Below are 15922 nucleotides of genomic sequence, written 5' to 3' on the forward strand. Positions count from 1 at the left end.
TTTGTCAGTTGCCGCTTTTCTGACTATATTTGAAGTGTAAATATTTGAAAAAGTGAGTTTTATAAGTGGAAAGTGTATTAGTTAATAGAAACGGTGATCCGATAACGTTTGAAGTGGATTATGACGCAATTGCAGAGATAAAACATTTAAGAGAAAGTGATCCGGAAAACTTCCCTAAGATTGGTATCTTAGTTCTTACTTATAATACTTCAGGTCAAATACAAAACACACTTTCTAGAATCCCTAAAGGGATCTACGACATTGTAGATGAGATCTTTGTTTTTGATAATTGTAGTCAGGACGATACTGTTGATAAAACGAAAGAATATATTCAGAAATGTGAATTTCGAGATAAATTTAAGCTTTTCTCTAACCCTCGAAATTTAGGTTATGGTGGCAATCAAAAGGCCGGCTATCAGTATGCCTTGCAAAATGAGTTTGATTATACTGTGATGCTTCATGGTGATGGGCAGTATTCTCCTGAAATGTTACCGAAAATGATTCAACCCATTTTTAAAGAAAAGGCTGAAGTCGTTTTTGGTTCGCGCATGCTTAATAAAAAAGATGCGCTTTCTGGTGGGATGCCCCTTTATAAATGGCTTGGAAACACGGTTTTAACATCTTTTGAAAATATCGTTTTAGGTACAGCACTCTCTGAATTTCATTCGGGCTATAGAATGTACTCTTCTAATGTTTTAAAGAAAATACCATTTCAAGAGAATACTGATGATTGGCACTTCGATACTCAAATCATTATTCAGTGTCGTGCTTTAAATGTGAATATCAATGAAATTCCAATTCAAACATATTATGGAGAAGAGGAGTGTAATGTTAATGGTATAAGTTATGCAATTTCTGTTTGTTTAGCTGTTCTTCAGTATCGTTTACATCAACTTCATATTATTAGAAATTCGAGGTTTTTTATTGAAAGGGATGTTGTCTTTAGAAAGAAACTAAGTCGTTTTTCTGCTCATGAGATGATTCTAAAAAGAGTTAAAACCCCTGGAAACCTTTTGGATGTGAACTCTTCACATGGATTATTGAGAGCATCACTTGAGGAGAAGTCCCAGAAATATGATTCAGTGATTGAAAAAAATGAAAAGAGCGCTCTAGAGAATTCTCTTCAAGCTGACTTTCTAAGTCGCGATTCACTTACAGAGGTTCTGAGGTTAACAGAGAGAAAGTACGATTATATTGTAATGGCCGAAACAATTGAAAAATTTCGCTATCCAAAAGATGTCATTAATTGGACTTCTCAATTTATTAAAGAAGACGGTGAATTTGTTCTCGTAATCTCAAATATTGCACTTTGGTTTTATAGAATCTCCTTGCTTATTGGACGTTTTAATTATGGTGAGAAAGGGCCTCTATCTCATAATCATGTTCATCTCTATACTAAAGATACTGCATTACAATTAATTCGTAGATCAGGGCTAGAAGTACTAGATGTAAAGTATTCGAACTTTCCATTTGAAGTTCTCTTTGAATCGACAGGAAGTAGTAAAGTTATTAAATGTTTGGATTGGTTGTATTCTGGATTTGTAAAAGTTTGGCCTAAAGCATTTGCTTACCAATTTATTATTTCTGCGAGAACAGCTCAATTTAATTCAAAAATAGATGTAAAAGATGTTTAACAAAGAGAATATACAAAGAATTCTCTTTGTATTACTTACGACATTAACGGTCTTTATTTTATCTCGTAGTCATTATCATATACCTTCATATGGTAAATATAGACATGCAACGAGTGATAGTGTTTTGATGTTATCTATTCAATCTGCTAATGAAGTAAAAAGCTCAAAAGGCGAATTACATCGTTACAGAGATGCCAGATTAGATCAGAGATACGAAGTCGAATCTAAAATATTTAACGTTATGACTTCTTTTTCAAAGAAAACTGGAATCGATAAATATAAGGTTTCAAAAGTTTTTGCTAGTAGTATCTGGGTTAGTACAGTCTTAATCATTTCGTTGATTGTTTTACATTTCTTTGGTCCAACGCTTTTTGGTTTTATGAGTGTTGTAACACTTTCTCAATCAGCTTACTTTAACTGGTTAAGATATGAGACTTATGTTCCAAAAATGTTCGGTTTTATGTTTTTTCCAGTATCATTTTATTACTTTGTAAAATTAAATAAGTCTAAAACAGATCACTTACTCGCTTTTTTATGTATTACGATTGCTCTCTATCTCTATCCTGTTAGTGTTGTTTACTATTTGCCGCTCTTATATGGAACTTTGATTCTTCTGTATCTCATACATAATTTTAAGGCCCCGTTTAAGAACCTAAGAGAACTTCTTTCTCAAACTTTATTTGTCATCTACTCGATGGTTGTATTTCTATGTTTTAAAAAGCCTGGTGGATTAAACAAGGTTGTTGAAAAGAATATTGCAGAACTTGTCTATCGAGCTCACGTTTTTAATGAAGACGTTTTCTATGAGATTCTTTCTTATCATGCTCCATACTTAGTTATAACTGTTGTAATTGTTCTTTTTTGGTTTCTTACTCGAAAGAAGGAAAGTAAAAACTACTTTTTGGAGAATCGAGTCGTTTGTTTTGGCATTCTTTTTTATGTTGCTTCGTTAATTTATTCCCTCGTTATGCATTATTTTGCCGACCGTGTAGGATTCATTAGGTTAACTTGGCTATGGAGAAGTTATTACTATAGTTTCTTTGTTATCGTATTTTCTTGGCTTGTCTTCTTAAAGAGAAAAGATCTGGAAGATAGAAAGCAGAAGATGATTGTCGCGATTGTCATTCCCATTCTTATTATTCTAGCGATGACAAAGTGGAGATTTACTCCGGCCACAACACAAATTAAGAAGTCTTTATCTGACTATAAAGGATATTTCTTAGATAAAGTTAAAGTCACGGAACAAGATAGAGAGTATCAAAAGATTAAGCCTGTTATAGAGTTCGTAAATAAAACTCCTCGAGAGTTTACATATTTGATGCCAAGAAGAAATACATACTCTTGGATTGATGCTATTTTTGAATTTGAGACTAATCGATATGCTTATTTTGGCTCTTTAGAGAGAACTTTCTTTGTTGGAGAGTCTGAGGAGACTTATGAATATGCTGAAAAAATATTAATTCTTGATGAACTATATGCGTTAAGTCCTAAGAATCAAGTTTTTATTGATAAGCTTAAGGATTTTATGAATAAAGATAAGATTTCTCACGCGATTATTAGTAAGCAAGATATTAACGATTTAGATCTAGCACTATATAATGAGCTCATTGAATATGAAGACGAAAACTGGGTAATTTTGAAATTAAATTAAAAGGAAATATAAATGAGAGAGAAGGTTTTATCAGCGACTGGTGAGTATTACGATTCACTTGAAAAAAGAAACATTATTCCTGGAGAAAGTTATATCCCTGTATCGGGTAAAGTTCTTGATAAAGAGGATCTTCTCGCTCTTGTGGATAGCTCTCTTGATATGTGGCTAACAGCTGGACGTTTCGCGCACAAATTCGAAAAAGAATTTGCTGAGAAAATGGATCAGAGATATTGCCTGTTGGTGAACTCAGGCTCATCGGCTAACCTTGTTGCTTTTGCAGCTTTAACATCACCAAAATTAGGCGATAGAAGAATTCAGGCCGGTGATGAAGTTATTACTGTTGCAGCAGGTTTCCCAACAACTGTTAACCCAATCGTACAATATGGTTGTGTTCCCGTTTTTGTTGATGTTGAACTTGGAACATATGAAATCGATCTTAAAGAAATGGAAAAAGCTCTAAGTGATAAAACCAAAGCAATTATGATTGCACATACTCTTGGAAATACTTTTAAAGTTAAAGAAGTTAAAGAATTCTGTGAGAAACACAATCTTTGGCTAATTGAAGATTGCTGTGATGCTGTTGGTGCAACGTACGATGGTAAGCAGATTGGAACTTATGGTGACCTTGCTACTGTTTCGTTTTACCCGGCCCATCATATGACTATGGGTGAAGGGGGAGCAGTTCTAACAAACTCAGCAAAACTTAAAAAATTAGCAGAATCAATGCGTGACTGGGGAAGAGATTGTTGGTGCCCTCCTGGAAAGGATGATACTTGTAATAATCGATTCAATATGCAGCTTGGGGATCTTCCTAAAGGCTATGATCACAAATATATTTATTCTCATGTCGGATATAATCTAAAAGTCTCTGATATGCAGGCGGCTATTGGCTGTACTCAACTTAAGAAGCTTGATCAGTTTATTGAAAAAAGAGTTTCAAACTTTAATTACTTAAAAGAAAAATTGAAACCACTTGAAGAATTTCTAATCTTGCCTGAAGCAACTCCGAATTCAACACCAAGTTGGTTTGGTTTTCCAATTACTGTAAAAGAAAATTCTCCCATGAAAAGAAGTGAGCTAACTGTTTTTCTTGAGAAGAATAAAATAGGAACACGTCTTTTATTCGGTGGAAGTCTTTTAAAACAGCCTCTTTATCAGGGTATTGAGAAGAGAGTTATAGGTGAATTACCAAATACAGAAAGAATTATGAATGATACTTTTTGGGTAGGTGTATGGCCTGGACTTGAAGAAAAACATTTAGATTATATTGCAAGCACAATGTCTAGAGCATTAGGAGTTCTATAGTGAAAGTCTTATTATTAGCAGGTGGATTTGGAACAAGGATTAGTGAGGAATCAAATTTAAAGCCTAAGCCAATGATTGAAATTGGTGGAATGCCAATTCTTTGGCATATTATGAAGATTTACTCGTCATATGGCTTTAATGACTTTGTTATCCTTTGTGGGTACAAAGGCTATTATATAAAAGAATACTTTGCTAATTATTTCCTACATAGATCAGATGTAACAATTAATTTAGAAGATAACTCACTAGAAGTTCATAAAACGTTTTCTGAAAATTGGAAGATCACCCTTATTGACACCGGCTTAAATACAATGACTGGTGGAAGAGTGAAAAGAGCAAAAGATTACATTAATAATGAACCTTTTATGCTTACTTATGGTGATGGTGTTTCAAATGTTAATGTTAAAGAATTAGTTGATTTCCATAAAAGTCACGGAAAGCATATGACAGTCACAACGGTTCAACCTGATGGGCGTTTCGGTGCGATTGAAATGAATGATGAAGGAAGCGTTTCAAAATTTTTGGAAAAACCTAAAGGTGATGGTGGTTGGATTAATGGAGGTTTCTTCGTTTGTCAGCCAGAAGTGATTGATTACATCGAAAATGATTCTACTATTTTTGAAAAAGATCCAATGGAGAATTTGGCAAAAGATTCTCAAATTATGGCCTATAAGCATGATGGATTTTGGAAGCCAATGGATACGCTAAGGGATAAAAACCAACTTAGCGGCATGTGGGAAAATGACAAGGCTCCTTGGAAAATTTGGTGATTTATGAGTTTAAAAGCTTTCTATAAGGGAAAAAGAGTACTTGTTACTGGTCATACTGGCTTTAAAGGTAGTTGGCTTGTTCAGTGGTTAGATAAAATGGACAGTGAAATCTGTGCGATCTCATTGGAGCCAGCTGAAGATAATCACTTTGAACGTCTTAATTTAGATATTGAGTCTCATTATCTAAATATTAATGATGCTCAAAAAATTGATGAAGTCATAAGTGCTTTTAAGCCTGAGATCGTTTTTCATTTGGCCGCACAAGCATTAGTTCAATATTCTTATAAAAATCCTGTAGAAACTTATCAAACAAATGTCATCGGAACAATGAATGTCTATGAGGCCTGTAGAAGAGTTGGATCAGTTAAATCAATCGTAAGTATTACTACTGATAAGTGTTATGAGAATATGGAATGGGAATGGGGTTATCGTGAAAATGATAGACTTGGCGGACATGATCCATATAGCTCATCGAAAGCTTGTACTGAGATAATGACATCTAGTTATATTCGCTCATTTTTTAATTTAGATAATTACGGTAAAGACCACAATACCCTTATTACAACTGTTAGAGCAGGAAATGTAATCGGCGGTGGTGATTGGGCCGAAAATAGAATCATTCCTGATATTGTAAGGGCCACGGTAAAGAATGAAGCTGTTGAGATTAGAAATCCTTCAGCGGTGAGACCTTGGCAACATGTTCTAGAACCGCTTCTAGGATATTTGAAGTTAGGAGCGCTTTTATATGAAGGTAAAAAAGAATTTGCTACTTCTTGGAACTTTGGACCAAGTGCAGATTCAACTCTGACAGTTCTTGAGCTTACTGAAATCTTTCAAAAATATTGGGAAGATGTACGGTTCAATTTACATAAGTCTAATGAGTTTAGGCATGAAGCGAATCTTTTGATGCTTGATTGCTCAAAAGCAAGAAAGTTTCTTAAATGGGGAGAAATGCTTGGTGCCGAAAAGACAATTGAATGGACTGTTGAGTGGTATAAAGAATTTTATAAGAATGGAAAAATAATAACACATCATCAAATTGATGAATTCATGAGTCAGTATGGAATTTCATAAATCTAAAATAGAAAACTTATATCTTATTAAGCCTTTTCATCATGCAGATAATAGAGGCGCATTTATCAAACCTTTTGATGAGAAAAAGATTTTAGAGATTGATCCGACATTTAAATTAAGAGAATGTTATTTTTCGATTTCTCAAAAAAATGTTATTCGAGGTATGCACTTCCAAGTTCCAGAACATAATGTATCTAAAATCGTTTATGTTGCAAGAGGCGCAGTTAAGGATGTCGTACTTGATTTAAGAAAAGATTCCAAAACTTATGGTGAATATGAAGTCTTTGAATTGAGTGAATCAAATAGAGATATGCTTTATGTTCCAGAGGGGTGCGCTCATGGATTTCTCTCTTTAGAAGACAATACTCAAATGACTTATTTTCAGTCCTTACCATTTGATAAAGAGTGTGATGCAGGAATTCACTTTGGATCTTTTGGTTACGATTGGGGTATTGCGGAAGAACAATTAATCTTTTCAGACAGAGATGCAGGTCTTCCTAAATTATCTGATTTTGATTCACCATTTCTCTTGTAGTTGAGAAGGCTTATAAATCAGCAGAATTATCGCACATATCGTTAGTGGGAAAGCTGATATCGTAAAAAAGCTTCTTGAGATATAGAAGTCTAAAAGTCCATCACCCCAATTGATCTTATTGAATATAAAAACGAGAAAGCAGATAAAGAGTGGGTGATAGATTTTCTTTGTTAAAAAGAAAGCATCGTTTAAGATAGCCAGCAGGCCTGCAAGTATGAGGGCCAAAAAACATCCAAACAAATTGTAGTGGAAATAGCCATCAGAGATAAGAGTAATTCCTGAGCTATGTGTTGTTGTGTCTTTTGATTTATCAACTTCTACTGTATGAAATTCAACTGAGCTCATTTTACGTAGTACTTCTTTGTTCTCTGTTTTTTCTTTTGATTGAATAATTTTATTGAGAACAAGCCCTTCAGCAAAAACTCTCGTGTACATAGTCGTCACAGTTTTAAGAGAGAACGTCTTAGCAATACTTGGTTTACTCTGAGAAGAGTCGACTTTAGATACTTCAAGATTTCTAAAAAAATCTCCAATAAAGAATGTTAAGAGGATTCCTGGTACGATGAAAAAGAGTGGTGCAATTCTTCTGGCCGTTAATTTAAAGTTAAGGGCATAGAAACAGAGTAGCGGGAGTGAATTGAAAAATACGACTCCGCGACTTCCGCGAGCATACATCTCGACGCAGCTCCAAGCAATATAGAAAACTGTCGGTAAAATGGCCTTGAACTTCCCCGACTTGTGAGCTATCGAAGCGATGAGTGAGCAAAGAATGAGAGGTAGTACCATAATTCTTGTAATATTCAGTGCTGGCTCAAGCTTGAAGGGAAGAACCGGATGTGGAACACCCATTTTCGTAATGCCGAGTTTGTAGCTTATGATCGTAAGAACGACTGCAAGTGCTGTCATTGAGTAAAAAGATAAAAAATAAAAAGACTGAGAATTTTTAAATTCTAATCGAAGTTCATTCTTGGGCAATTTACCTTTTAGTACTTTTAGAGCAAGAAGAGCGATGGGAATCATTGATAAGGAAATGATTGAGTTTGAATGTATATCGATATTTTCAAAATACGAGTAGAGAACGAGTGTTGGAAATGATGAAAGTTCTAAGAAGATATATGTGAAGATCAGTGTAAGATCACTGCTTAAGTGGATTCTTTTTAATAGAAGCCATCTCATAACAATAGAAAGAAGAACTATTGGTGCAATGATGAAACTATCTTTGATATGTGAATAAGAAATAAATAACTGAACAACTGAAATAAATACGAAAAAAAGTAATTTACTGAGTTGTTGATATTTATTGTTCATGAATATAGCCTGATTTCATATAATTGAATATTCTAGATGAAGTAACTAATAAATAAAAGAGATATGTATGAACATTTTGGTAACTGGTGCAACAGGTTTCATTGGAAACCACGTTGTAAAAGAACTTTTAAAGAGTCAATTTAACGTTTATTGTTTGGTGCGAAGCAGTAGTTCTGTAGGAACTCTTGAGAAAGAGGGTGCTAAAGTCGTCTGTAGAGAAGATATTGATTTAGTCCAATTTTTAAAAGAGAATGAAATTGAAGGAATCATTCACCTGGCTTCACTCTTTTTATCAGCTCATAAGTCTGAAGATATCGCTCCTCTTGTAAATTCAAATATTTTGTTTGGACTAGAACTTTTAGAAGCATCTAGCAAATCTTCTGTTAAATGGTTTCTTAACACAGGAACTTTTTGGCAGCACTATAATGATGCGGCGTATTCACCCGTAAATCTTTACGCGGCTACAAAACAGGCATTTGAAGATTTAATGAAATATTACACTGAAACAAATCAAATTATGGGGGTCACTTTGAAGTTGAGTGATTCTTATGGGCCAGGAGATACGAGAAAAAAGATTTTCAAGTTATTTCATGAGATGGCCGAGAGTGGTTCTTCGCTAGATATGTCAGCAGGAGAGCAGAAAATATCTATTAATTATATCGATGATATTGTTAGTGCATTTATTAAATTAACAAACTTGCTAATTAGTGAAAGTCCTCTCGTGAAAAATGGCGAAGATTTTAATGTTACTTCAAGTGAGGTTATGTCATTGAAAAATATAGCCAAGCTCTTTGAGGAAGTTTGCGGTAAAAAGCTCAATATCAATTGGGGCTTGAGAGAATATAGAGAAAGAGAAGTTATGATTCCTTGGACTGATCAAAAGGTGGTTCCCGGTTGGGAGCAGAAATTTAGTTTAAAAGAGGGGATTAAAGAATATTTGAAAGGAGAATCGTTTGATTCCTAAGAGTAAGTCTCAATTACCAATTCTTTCGATTATGATTCCAACATTTAAAAGACCAGATCTGATACGAGAGACAATTCAAAGTGCATTAAATCAAGATACGGACTTAGATTTTAAGATAGTCGTCGTTGATAATGATATTGAATCGAGTGAGATTTCTAAAGTTGTTTCCTCTTTTGATGATGATAGGCTGAGTTATGTACAGAATGAAGCCAATTTAGGAATGTTTGGTAACTGGAATAGGTGCTTAGAATTATGTGAGACTGACTGGGTAACCATTTTACACGATGACGATTTATTATATCCGGATTTCATTTCCCGTATCTCTCCCTATTTTACTTCAGGAAAATATGAACTCGTATCTTGTTTGAATTCTCGTGGAAAGAATGTTGATTTAACTAGTACCCTTAACCGATCGGGTGAGATCCAAGTTATTAATCCTCTACGCTTAGTTGAAGGAAATATTGTTTCTGCTCCAGGTGTTGTCTATAAAAAGAAAAATGCCTTAGCAATTAAGGGCTTTGATAAAGATAGTTTTCCTTGTTCTGATTATGAATTTTATATCAATTACATTCAAAAATTTGGAAACTCGATTATCGTACGAGAAGAGCTCGCCTTTTATCGAATCTTTGATAATGAAACTTATAAATCAGATACTTTAAAGAGAATGATTTTAAAAACATATGAGTTTTCAAATTCTATTCAGGGTGTTCCAGCAATTATTAAAAAGATTATTATTAAAAGTAATATTCTCAATGGTTGGTTAAAAGACCTTAGAACATATGATGAAAATTATGAAAAGCACTTAGAAGAAATCAAAATGAAATGTGATATTTCTGATCTTGAATTATCTCCACCCATTAAATTTTCATACAGAATTTTGAAATTTGCTATCTTATTTGTGAACAACTTTTGTTTTAGAAAGTCGATAAAACCAAGTTAAAATCAAACAAGAAATTCCAACAGCTAAAAAGCTGATCAGATGAAAAGTTTTAGTAATGTCTTGGAAGAAATAATGACCAACAAAAAGTCCTAGTACCAATGAAAATGAGTAGAAGGTATTTAGTATGAAATAGGTCTTTTGTTTATTCGCGACAATTGGAATGTAGTAGAAGCACTTATAGATAAAATTTGCAAAGAGAAATGGTGATATTAAACCAGCATAAACTCCTGCCTCTCTCCAACTCTCTCCAAAAATAATTGCAAAAAGATTAGGACCCATTATTTTTAATGCAAAAATTGATACGATAGAAAGAATAAGTAACTGTGAAAAAACCTTTCGAAAGAAAAGCCCATATTCTCCATTTTGATTAACTTCATCCGCAATTCTTTTGAAGAATACCTGGCCTATAGAAGTTGATACGAGAGTTAATGGGGTTTGTATAATCTTCAATGTAAAAGCGAATAGACCAAGAGTATAAGTTCCAAAAAGATTAGAAAGAGAAAAACTCATTGCTGTAATAAGAAAAAGATCAGTTAAAAGAATTGGTGAGTTTAATAGAGGAAATGATTTGTATTCACTTAGAGTTAGTTTATCTATTTTTGTTTGGAAAAAATCAAGGATACGAATATTACGCTTGAGAGAGAGTAAGCTTAATCCATTGAAAGAAAACTGAGCGACAATATTTCCTAAGATTAAACCAAGAGATGCTAGTCCATTATAACCAAGGCCAATATTTGCAAGTGATCCTAGAATTGATTCAAAAACTCTGTTTTTTGAATTTCCCTTGAAATTCTTTGTTCTTGTAAAAAGTGAGTTAATGATATTTCGATTAGCATTTAGAAAGACACTAATTGGAATCAGAAAAATGTAGAGGTGTTTCGTATTCTCAATCTTTGCAAAATAAATAATGAGCTTTTCTACAATAGGTAGAAAGAGAAAGAGGAGAAGTGGAACAAGGACAGAGAGAGAAAATGCTAAATTTGAAAGCTTCCTTGCTTTATTCTCTTCCTTGGGAACGACGATTGCTTCACTATAAGAGAGAGTTGATAGAATTGAGAAAATTCCGACAATTTGAGTATAAATAGTGAAGGCAGCAAAGTCCTCAGCTACATAAATTCTTGAAAGGATTGGACTTACACCAAAAGATAGGGCCTGGGCAAAAATAGTTCCGGATGTTAGCAGTGCAACATTTCTTATGAAGTCAGACTTTAAAATTCGGAATCTGATTGCTTTTAGTGGGTCCATAGGAATTACTTATAAAAATCTTGAGATAGTATTTCTGTCTTTAATTGTGATAGAATTTTGTTTAATAAATTACATTAAGAATACAGTAATATAAGAGAGAATTCCAATGAATAAAGAATCATTCGTAATTGCTATTGTTGATAGAATCGAAAGAGACAAAGAAAATATAAAAGCAGAGTATTTAAAAAATCAAAAAGAAATGGGCATAGGGTTTGTTAGCGTCGATAACTTATTATCCGAAGAAATGGCACAATCGTTTTATCCTCTTTTTAGCGAAGAAAATGATGCTTGGAGAGAAATGCAGTCTTATCGTGAAAAGAAGCTGACATCTAAGCAGTTTAATCAATTTGATAAAACTTTAGAGGACATTACTTTTGCGATTCAAGATACTCGTGTAATCGATAAAATCACTGAAGTTACCAATATGAAGGGTTTAAGTGCCGATAACACTTTATACGCTGGTGGTCTTAGTATGATGAGACATGGTGATTTTTTAAATCCTCATATTGATAATTCACATGATCAAGATCGAAAAGTGTATAGAAGACTGAATCTTCTCTATTATGTAACTCCTGAGTGGAAAGAGGAATTTGGTGGAAATCTTGAACTTTGGGATAAAAAGGTAAAGAAGCCTGTGACAATCGAGAGTCGTTTTAATCGCTTGGTTATCATGGAGACAAATCCGTGGTCATGGCACTCTGTCTCACAAGTTGTTCCGGAGCAGGTCAAGAGATGTTGTGTTTCTAATTATTACTTTTCTAAAGAGTCGCCGACTGGTGGACAGTACTATCACGTAACATCATTTATGGGACGTCCTAATCAAACTTTAAGACGTATGGTTTGTCGATGTGATAATCTATTAAGAATGACGATTAGAAAAATCAAAAAGGATGGACTTGGTCGAAAAGATCAATACATTAAATCAACTGAGAATTAATAGAGAATTACTTTGAATATACTGTTTGTTACTGAAGATAGTTTTCAAAATGAAAACTTAAATGGCGTTACTAAGATTAATTACAATTTGATCAAGCACTTTAATGATCATGATGTTTTTAACCTTTTTCTTTACTCTAATTCAGAGGTTAAAAAGAGTAACGCTTATGGATGTGGTGTAACAAATCGAGGAAAATCGAAGTTAAGATCGCTTTTAAGTTCTAGACCATTCATGTTTTTGTCTGATGAGAATGCAAAATTACTGGCCTCGAAGATTATAGAACTTGAGCATTCTTTTGATGTTATTCATCTTTCAGCTTTTGGTTTGTCACCAGTCGCAGATTATCTTGATGACAGAATAAGACAAAAAATATTTTTTTCTGCCATCGATTCATTGAGCTTATTTTTTAATAGAAGATTTAAAGTTGAGACAAATTTAATAAAGAAAGGTCTTTATTTCCTTGAGTCTAAAAAAGCGGAATTAGCGGAAAAGAAATATTTTAAAAAATTTAAAATTAATCACTTTGTTTCTGATACGGATTTAAACCATGTTCAAGCATGGTGTAAAGATGGCATTTTCATTCAAAATGGAGTGGATATTGATTACTTTTCTTTTAATCACAATCCAATTGATAAAAAAACAATAACATTCACGGGGAATATGAATTACGGTCCTAACGTCGATGCCGTTTTACATTTTAGCCGCGAGATTTTGCCTAAACTTTGGAAGCAGATTCCCGATTTAACATTTTATGTCGTCGGTAATAAGCCTAGTGAGGAAATCAAATCATTATCCAAGAAAGATAATAGGATTGTTGTTACAGGTTTTGTTGAAGATATTAGAGAGTATTTAAAAAAGACTTCGCTTTATATCTCTCCACTTAGATTGGGTGCTGGAATTAAAAATAAGGTTCTTGAGGCCATGGCAATTGGGACTCCGATTATTGCATCTTCGCTAAGTTTAGAAGGAATTAAGACCGATCAAATAGAAGTCGCTGATACAGATGACCAATGGGTTGAGAAAATACATAACTTTTTTAATTCAAATGAAGATAGCAGAGTTAGAACACTGGCTTCAAGAGACTTAATTGTAAAAGAATACTCATGGGAATTTGTTGCGAATGAATATCTCAAAGAGTATCAAAAACTACTATAGATATCTTGAACAGAGTTTACCATTGATTCAATGGAATACTTCTTGTCAAAAGAGACCCTTTCAACTTTTAAAATACTATCTTTAAAACTCTCGTAATTACCTAAATCATAAAGGTTATGTCCACTTAGTAAATCTTTATGACCAGTAACATTTGAACAAAGTATTTTGCAATTGGCGGCCATCGCTTCAAGAATTGAATAGGGGAGACCTTCTCCTTTGGAAGAACTAACAAAAAGATCTGTTTTGGACAAAAGTCCTGCAACATCATCAACATTACCTAGAAAAACTGTCTCTTCTTGGAGCTCTAGTTCTTTTACAAGAGACTTAAGTTCTTCTTTCTGATCGCCATCTCCAGCAATATTGTAGAAAAACTGAAATGATTTTTCATTTTTCAACTTTGCGAGAAAGCGAAGAGTTTCAGAAATGTTCTTATGTTCATCAAGGCGAGAAATAGAAGAAATTTGAGTAATTGGGCCATCTTCCCTTTTAGAACAGATATATTTCGCTTCATCAATTCCATTGGCAATGACAATCGTCTGATTTGAGAAGCACTGATTTAAATTAACCGCATTGTCCATTTCGGAATGAGAAACACAGATAAAGGTGTCTGTGAAATATTTAAGTAAAACCCCAAGATTTATTTTCACTTTATCTGAAAGTGATTTTGGGTAGTGAATCCCATGAAAAGTATGAATAACTTTCAAACCGAATAAGCCTAGAAGACGAGAGTAAATCCCTGCTCCTAAACCATGAGAATGGACTATCTGAATTCCATTTTCTCTACAAAAGAGTAATATTTTTAAAAAACTGATGATACTAAATTTACGATGAGGTATTTCAATATGAGTTTCACAAAGGTTCTTATAGAGGCCATAAAAAGGTTCATCTACTGGTGAAACGACTGAAACAGAATACTTTTTCGTGTCCATTGCTTTAATTAGGTCAAAGAGATGTTTCGGTCCACCACCTTGATCCGAGCGAACAGTAATTTGAAGAATCTTTTTATTAGTAAGCATTTTTATTAATAAAACCTTTTAAAAAAGTTAAAAGAATAATTTTGATATCAAAAAAGAAACTCCAGTGACGGATATAATAAATATCACATTCAATTCTTTTAACGAGAGATGTGTCTCCACGCCAACCATTGACTTGGGCCCATCCTGTGATTCCTGCCTTCATCTTATGTCTAAGCATGTAATTAGGGATTTCGTTTTTAAATTTCTCAACAAAGAATGGTCTTTCTGGTCTTGGGCCTACAAGAGACATTTCACCAACAATAACATTCCAAAGCTGAGGTAGTTCATCTAAACTTGTCGATCGAATAAAACTTCCAAATTTTGTTTTTCTTGGATCGTCTTTTGAAGACCAAGTCGTTTGATCTTCACCTTCTATGGCCATTCTCATTGATCTAAACTTCCACATCTTAAAACGCTTTCCATTGAGACCAATTCTTTCTTGTCCATAGAAAATAGGCCCTGGACTAGATAGCTTAACTCCTAGAGCGATGAGGAATAGAAGTGGCGAGATTACGATCATTCCAATTAAAGTTGCAAAGAAGTCAAAGGATCTCTTGAAAATCAGCTCCAGATTAGAAAATGAAGGTTGATTAAATGAAAGGATCGGAAGTCCGGCAAAATCATGAACTCTATGTCCTACGAGAGAGTATGAGAGATCTGGTAAAATTTGAATTGAAAGAATGTCGTTATAGTTTTTCTTTAGAAAAAGATCGAGCTTACTTGCTTGCTCATTTGGATAAGAGACAACTACATTGGTCGTTTGATTCTTTTTTAGAAATTCATGAAAATCTTCGTCAATACGTTTGATTCCATCGTCACTTTCTTTGCCTACACTATCTATCCATCCAACGATATTGATTCCACTGTCTTTATGGAAATTAACCATTTGGATATAGTGTTCTAAATTTTTTCCATTACCTACAAGAATGACGTTTTGAAGAAGGTGACCACTTCTTCTCAATTTTGAGATAATTTGAAAGAATAGAATTCTAGAAAAGATGAGAAGTGCTGTAGATAGAAAGAGGTATATACCAAGGTGTAGCCTAGAAATTCTTTCGAATTTTATAAAATAGAGGACAATGATCAATGAGACAAAGCTTATAAAATTTGTCGAAATGATTTTGAGTATTTTATTAATTCTGGAAGTTAAAATATTTTCGTCGTATAAGTGATTTTTTTCAAATATGAGGTAAGTTACAATTGAAAGGATGAGGCCAATAATGAGAAATTCTTTGAAAAGTCCTTGTTGTGCATTGGGTAAAAATCTGAATCTTATAAAATAAGCACAAATCCAAGCAATCAGAATTAGCAGTGCGTCGGTCGCTTTCTGAAGGGTTAATAAAAACTTGTCACTTTCTCTTAGCATAAGGGCTCCTTAGTTTGTTAAA

14 protein-coding genes are annotated in these 15922 nt (G+C 33.6%); 10 read left to right on the plus strand and 4 right to left on the minus strand.

The window, feature by feature from the left end; genetic code table 11:
• The first annotated feature begins 65 nt into the window (after positions 1-65).
• The 6 genes from HBN50_RS05445 to HBN50_RS05470 are packed head-to-tail and all read left to right on the plus strand — an operon-like array spanning position 66 to position 6969.
• Positions 66-1634 carry a glycosyltransferase gene (locus HBN50_RS05445; RefSeq protein ID WP_273868518.1) on the plus strand — a complete coding sequence of 523 codons (1569 nt, stop codon included), beginning with the start codon at positions 66-68 and terminating at the stop codon, positions 1632-1634.
• Complete coding sequence (locus HBN50_RS05450) at positions 1627-3285, plus strand: hypothetical protein (RefSeq protein ID WP_273868519.1); 1659 nt, start codon at positions 1627-1629, stop codon at positions 3283-3285. The genes HBN50_RS05445 and HBN50_RS05450 overlap by 8 nt, the downstream gene beginning before the upstream one ends.
• A gap of 12 nt (positions 3286-3297) precedes the next feature.
• The gene (gene rfbH / locus HBN50_RS05455) at positions 3298-4590 is read left to right on the plus strand and encodes a lipopolysaccharide biosynthesis protein RfbH (RefSeq protein ID WP_273868520.1); all 1293 of its coding nucleotides are present in this window, start codon (positions 3298-3300) and stop codon (positions 4588-4590) included.
• Positions 4590-5360, plus strand: a complete 771-nt coding sequence (rfbF, locus tag HBN50_RS05460; protein ID WP_273868521.1) for a glucose-1-phosphate cytidylyltransferase — start codon at positions 4590-4592, stop codon at positions 5358-5360. The genes rfbH and rfbF overlap by 1 nt, the downstream gene beginning before the upstream one ends.
• Before the next feature lie 3 nt (positions 5361-5363).
• Positions 5364-6434 carry a CDP-glucose 4,6-dehydratase gene (rfbG, locus tag HBN50_RS05465; protein ID WP_273868522.1) on the plus strand — a complete coding sequence of 357 codons (1071 nt, stop codon included), beginning with the start codon at positions 5364-5366 and terminating at the stop codon, positions 6432-6434.
• Complete coding sequence (locus HBN50_RS05470) at positions 6421-6969, plus strand: dTDP-4-dehydrorhamnose 3,5-epimerase family protein (protein ID WP_273868523.1); 549 nt, start codon at positions 6421-6423, stop codon at positions 6967-6969. The genes rfbG and HBN50_RS05470 overlap by 14 nt, the downstream gene beginning before the upstream one ends.
• Here the strand turns inward: HBN50_RS05470 and HBN50_RS05475 are convergent.
• Positions 6952-8277 carry a hypothetical protein gene (locus tag HBN50_RS05475; protein WP_273868524.1) on the minus strand — a complete coding sequence of 442 codons (1326 nt, stop codon included), beginning with the start codon at positions 8275-8277 and terminating at the stop codon, positions 6952-6954. The genes HBN50_RS05470 and HBN50_RS05475 overlap by 18 nt on opposite strands.
• 67 nt (positions 8278-8344) lie before the next feature.
• On the opposite strand from HBN50_RS05475, the gene HBN50_RS05480 reads away from it, so the two are divergent.
• Together HBN50_RS05480 and HBN50_RS05485 are read left to right on the plus strand one after the other, a co-directional pair.
• Positions 8345-9241: an NAD-dependent epimerase/dehydratase family protein gene (locus tag HBN50_RS05480; RefSeq protein ID WP_273868525.1), complete on the plus strand. Its 897-nt coding sequence runs from the start codon at positions 8345-8347 to the stop codon at positions 9239-9241.
• Positions 9231-10181: a glycosyltransferase family 2 protein gene (locus HBN50_RS05485; RefSeq protein ID WP_273868526.1), complete on the plus strand. Its 951-nt coding sequence runs from the start codon at positions 9231-9233 to the stop codon at positions 10179-10181. The genes HBN50_RS05480 and HBN50_RS05485 overlap by 11 nt, the downstream gene beginning before the upstream one ends.
• On the opposite strand, the gene HBN50_RS05490 is transcribed toward HBN50_RS05485, so the two are convergent.
• Entirely contained in the window at positions 10134-11426 is a 1293-nt protein-coding gene (locus HBN50_RS05490) for a lipopolysaccharide biosynthesis protein (protein WP_273868527.1), read from the minus strand. The genes HBN50_RS05485 and HBN50_RS05490 overlap by 48 nt on opposite strands.
• Positions 11427-11532: 106 nt before the next feature.
• Here HBN50_RS05490 and HBN50_RS05495 point away from each other — a divergent pair, with 106 nt between their 5' ends.
• Both HBN50_RS05495 and HBN50_RS05500 read left to right on the plus strand, forming a co-directional pair.
• Positions 11533-12363, plus strand: a complete 831-nt coding sequence (locus HBN50_RS05495) for a 2OG-Fe(II) oxygenase (protein WP_273868528.1) — start codon at positions 11533-11535, stop codon at positions 12361-12363.
• Positions 12364-12375: 12 nt separating this feature from the next.
• Positions 12376-13518, plus strand: a complete 1143-nt coding sequence (locus HBN50_RS05500; RefSeq protein WP_273868529.1) for a glycosyltransferase — start codon at positions 12376-12378, stop codon at positions 13516-13518.
• Here HBN50_RS05500 and HBN50_RS05505 read toward each other — a convergent pair.
• The gene (locus tag HBN50_RS05505) at positions 13503-14534 is read right to left on the minus strand and encodes a glycosyltransferase (protein ID WP_273868530.1); all 1032 of its coding nucleotides are present in this window, start codon (positions 14532-14534) and stop codon (positions 13503-13505) included. The genes HBN50_RS05500 and HBN50_RS05505 overlap by 16 nt on opposite strands.
• Positions 14524-15900, minus strand: a complete 1377-nt coding sequence (locus tag HBN50_RS05510) for an undecaprenyl-phosphate glucose phosphotransferase (RefSeq protein ID WP_273868531.1) — start codon at positions 15898-15900, stop codon at positions 14524-14526. Before HBN50_RS05510 ends, HBN50_RS05505 begins: the two co-directional genes overlap by 11 nt.
• Positions 15901-15922: the final 22 nt, after the last annotated feature.

The sequence above is a fragment of the Halobacteriovorax sp. GB3 genome, assembly GCF_028649655.1.
Lineage (GTDB): Bacteria > Bdellovibrionota > Bacteriovoracia > Bacteriovoracales > Bacteriovoracaceae > BSW11-IV.

What these genes read in the sequence shown, in the direction of transcription:
- HBN50_RS05450 (WP_273868519.1), top strand. Translation starts at nt 1,627, where the DNA reads ATGTTTAACAAAGAGAATATACAAAGAATTCTCTTTGTATTACTTACG.
- rfbH (WP_273868520.1), top strand. Translation starts at nt 3,298, where the DNA reads ATGAGAGAGAAGGTTTTATCAGCGACTGGTGAGTATTACGATTCACTT.
- rfbG (WP_273868522.1), top strand. Translation starts at nt 5,364, where the DNA reads ATGAGTTTAAAAGCTTTCTATAAGGGAAAAAGAGTACTTGTTACTGGT.
- HBN50_RS05470 (WP_273868523.1), top strand. Translation starts at nt 6,421, where the DNA reads ATGGAATTTCATAAATCTAAAATAGAAAACTTATATCTTATTAAGCCT.
- HBN50_RS05475 (WP_273868524.1), bottom strand. Translation starts at nt 8,277, where the DNA reads ATGAACAATAAATATCAACAACTCAGTAAATTACTTTTTTTCGTATTT.
- HBN50_RS05480 (WP_273868525.1), top strand. Translation starts at nt 8,345, where the DNA reads ATGAACATTTTGGTAACTGGTGCAACAGGTTTCATTGGAAACCACGTT.
- HBN50_RS05490 (WP_273868527.1), bottom strand. Translation starts at nt 11,426, where the DNA reads ATGGACCCACTAAAAGCAATCAGATTCCGAATTTTAAAGTCTGACTTC.
- HBN50_RS05495 (WP_273868528.1), top strand. Translation starts at nt 11,533, where the DNA reads ATGAATAAAGAATCATTCGTAATTGCTATTGTTGATAGAATCGAAAGA.
- HBN50_RS05505 (WP_273868530.1), bottom strand. Translation starts at nt 14,534, where the DNA reads ATGCTTACTAATAAAAAGATTCTTCAAATTACTGTTCGCTCGGATCAA.
- HBN50_RS05510 (WP_273868531.1), bottom strand. Translation starts at nt 15,900, where the DNA reads ATGCTAAGAGAAAGTGACAAGTTTTTATTAACCCTTCAGAAAGCGACC.